General features: G+C 72.2%; 3 protein-coding genes. All 3 read left to right on the forward strand.

Annotated features, from left to right (window positions below; translation table 11 throughout):
- The first annotated feature begins 109 nt into the window (after positions 1 to 109).
- The 3 genes from ACFWX1_RS48010 to lipB are packed head-to-tail and all read left to right on the forward strand — an operon-like array spanning position 110 to position 2,354.
- The gene (locus ACFWX1_RS48010; protein WP_378396617.1) at positions 110 to 994 is read left to right on the forward strand and encodes a TIGR01777 family oxidoreductase; all 885 of its coding nucleotides are present in this window, start codon (positions 110 to 112) and stop codon (positions 992 to 994) included.
- Positions 991 to 1,617: a phosphatase PAP2 family protein gene (locus ACFWX1_RS48015; protein WP_378396618.1), complete on the forward strand. Its 627-nt coding sequence runs from the start codon at positions 991 to 993 to the stop codon at positions 1,615 to 1,617. The genes ACFWX1_RS48010 and ACFWX1_RS48015 overlap by 4 nt, the downstream gene beginning before the upstream one ends.
- The gene (gene lipB / locus ACFWX1_RS48020) at positions 1,614 to 2,354 is read left to right on the forward strand and encodes a lipoyl(octanoyl) transferase LipB (protein WP_378396619.1); all 741 of its coding nucleotides are present in this window, start codon (positions 1,614 to 1,616) and stop codon (positions 2,352 to 2,354) included. The genes ACFWX1_RS48015 and lipB overlap by 4 nt, the downstream gene beginning before the upstream one ends.
- Positions 2,355 to 2,405 lie beyond the last annotated feature (51 nt).

Here is a 2,405-nt window from a genome sequence, read left to right on the forward strand (position 1 = left end):
TCACATGCCGTGAAGGCCTCCTTCACAGCGCTCACCGCTGTGAAGGAGGCCTTCACGGCTTTCCGGGGCCGGATGTGCGCCCCCGGTCCCGATAGGACACGATCGGCATATGCGCGTACTGATCGCGGGCTCCAGCGGGCTGATCGGCTCGGCGTTGACCGCGCGGCTCTCCGAGCGCGGTCACGACGTCCGCCGGCTGGTGCGGCGCGAGCCGCGCCGTCCGGACGAGCGGCGCTGGAATCCCCCGGCCGGGGAGATCTCGCCCGGCACCTTCGACGGCGTCGACGCGGTCGTCAACCTCTGCGGCGCCCCGCTGCTGCCGGGCCGCTGGAGCGGGATGCGCAAGCAGCTCCTGCTCGACAGCAGGGTCGAACCCACCGAGGTCCTCGCCGACGCTGTCGCCGAACATCGCGTCGGCGTGCTCGTGAACGCGTCCGCCGTCGGGTTCTACGGCAACACCGGACAGTCCGTTGTGGACGAGAAAACCCCGGCGGGACAAGGCTTCCTGGCCGAACTCTGCACCGCGTGGGAGGCCGCGACGACCTCGGCGCGCGACGGCGGCGCCCGCGTCGTGCTGGCGCGCACGGGGCTGGTCCTCGCTCCCCGGGGCGGGCTGCTCACCGTGCTGCGGCCGCTGTTCCGGCTGGGGCTGGGCGGCAGGCTCGGTGACGGGCGCCAGTACCAGCCCTGGATCGCCCTCGACGACGAGATCGGCGCGCTCGTGTACGCGCTGGAGCACGAAACCCTTGCGGGCCCGGTGAATCTGACCGGACCGGCGCCGGTGACCAACACCGAGTTCACGCGTGCGCTAGGCCGTGCCGTGCATCGTCCGGCGCCGTGGCAGGTGCCCGCCTTCGCGATGCGGATCGCGCTCGGCCAGGCCGCGGAGGAAATGGCCCTGTTCGGCCAGCGCGCGCTGCCCCGGGCGCTGGAGGAATCCGGTTACGAGTTCCGCCATCGCGACGTCGGGAGCGCGCTGGCCGCCGCGACATGACCATGCCCCGGGTGCGCTGGGTGGTGGCCGGCCTGGCGCTGTTCGCCGCTTTCCTCGCCCTCGGCGTCCTGGTCGCGCGTCAGCCGCCCGCGCTCGACGCCGCCGTCGCGAACTCCTTGCGGGGTGAGGATTCCCGGCCGCTCGGGCACGTCGCGGGCGTGGTGACGAACGTCCTCGGCCCAGTCCTGCCGTACCTGCTCGGCGTCGTGCTGATCGCCGTCGCGCTGCGGTGGCGAGAACGCGCGAAGCTCTCTCTGCGGCTCGGCGTGGTGCTGGTGGTGTGCCGTCTCACCAGCGTCCTGGGCAAGCCGCTGTTCGACCGGCAGCGGCCGCGCGTGTACCCCGAGACGAGCTATCCGAGCGGGCACGTCGTTTCCGTCGCGAGCACGGCGTTCGTCGCCGTCCTGCTCTGTGTCTGGCTGGTGCCGCGGCTGGTGCGCTGGGCCGTGGCGGTGGCCGTCGCCGCCACCGTGCTGGGCGCGGCCTGCCGGGTCGTACTCGGCGTCCACTGGGTCACCGACACCGTCGGCGCCGTGCTCGCGGTGCTCGGTGTCGGCCTGGTCACAGCGGCCGCCGCCGGGCTGCTGCCCGCGCCGCCGGGCGGGCGTAATCTCGCTGGGTGAGTTCTTCCAGCGATTCCTGCCGCGCCAGCACCGAACCCGTGGACGTCCGCGAGCTCGGCACTATCGACTACACCGAGGCGTGGGAGCTGCAGCGCGAGTACCTCACCGCCCGCGCCGACGGCACCGGCCCGGACACGATGCTGCTGCTCGAACACCCGTCGGTCTACACCGCGGGCAAGCGCACCGAGCCCGAGGACCGGCCGCAGGACGGCACCCCGGTGATCGACGTCGACCGCGGCGGCAAGATCACCTGGCACGGGCCGGGCCAGCTGGTCGGTTACCCGATCGTGAAGCTCGCCGACCCGATCGACGTCGTGCACTACGTGCGGCGGCTGGAGGAAGCGCTCATCTCGGTGTGCGACCGGCTCGGCGTGCGCAGCGGCCGCGTCGAGGGCCGCAGCGGCGTCTGGATTCCCGCCGACGACAAGGGCATCGAGCGCAAAATCGCCGCGATCGGCATCCGCGTGCAGCGCGGGGTGACGATGCACGGGTTCGAGCTGAACTGCAACGCCGACCTGGGCGCGTTCGACACCATCGTCCCGTGTGGGATCCGCGACGCCGGGGTGACGTCGCTGTCGGCCGAGCTGGGACAGGACGTCACGGTCGCCGAAATCCTCCCGATGACCCGTGACGCGGTCCTCGCCGCGCTCGAAGGCGACCTCCCGGTCACCGACCGCGCGCTGCCCCGTCCCGAGGCACCGAGCGCTCCCGGCGTCACCTTCGCCCTCCAGAACTGACGGTCCGAAGTCTCTGAAGGCCACCTTGAGGGAACTCAAGTCCCTCAAGGT

This window comes from Amycolatopsis sp. NPDC059021 (assembly GCF_042739895.1).
Taxonomy (GTDB): domain Bacteria; phylum Actinomycetota; class Actinomycetes; order Mycobacteriales; family Pseudonocardiaceae; genus Amycolatopsis.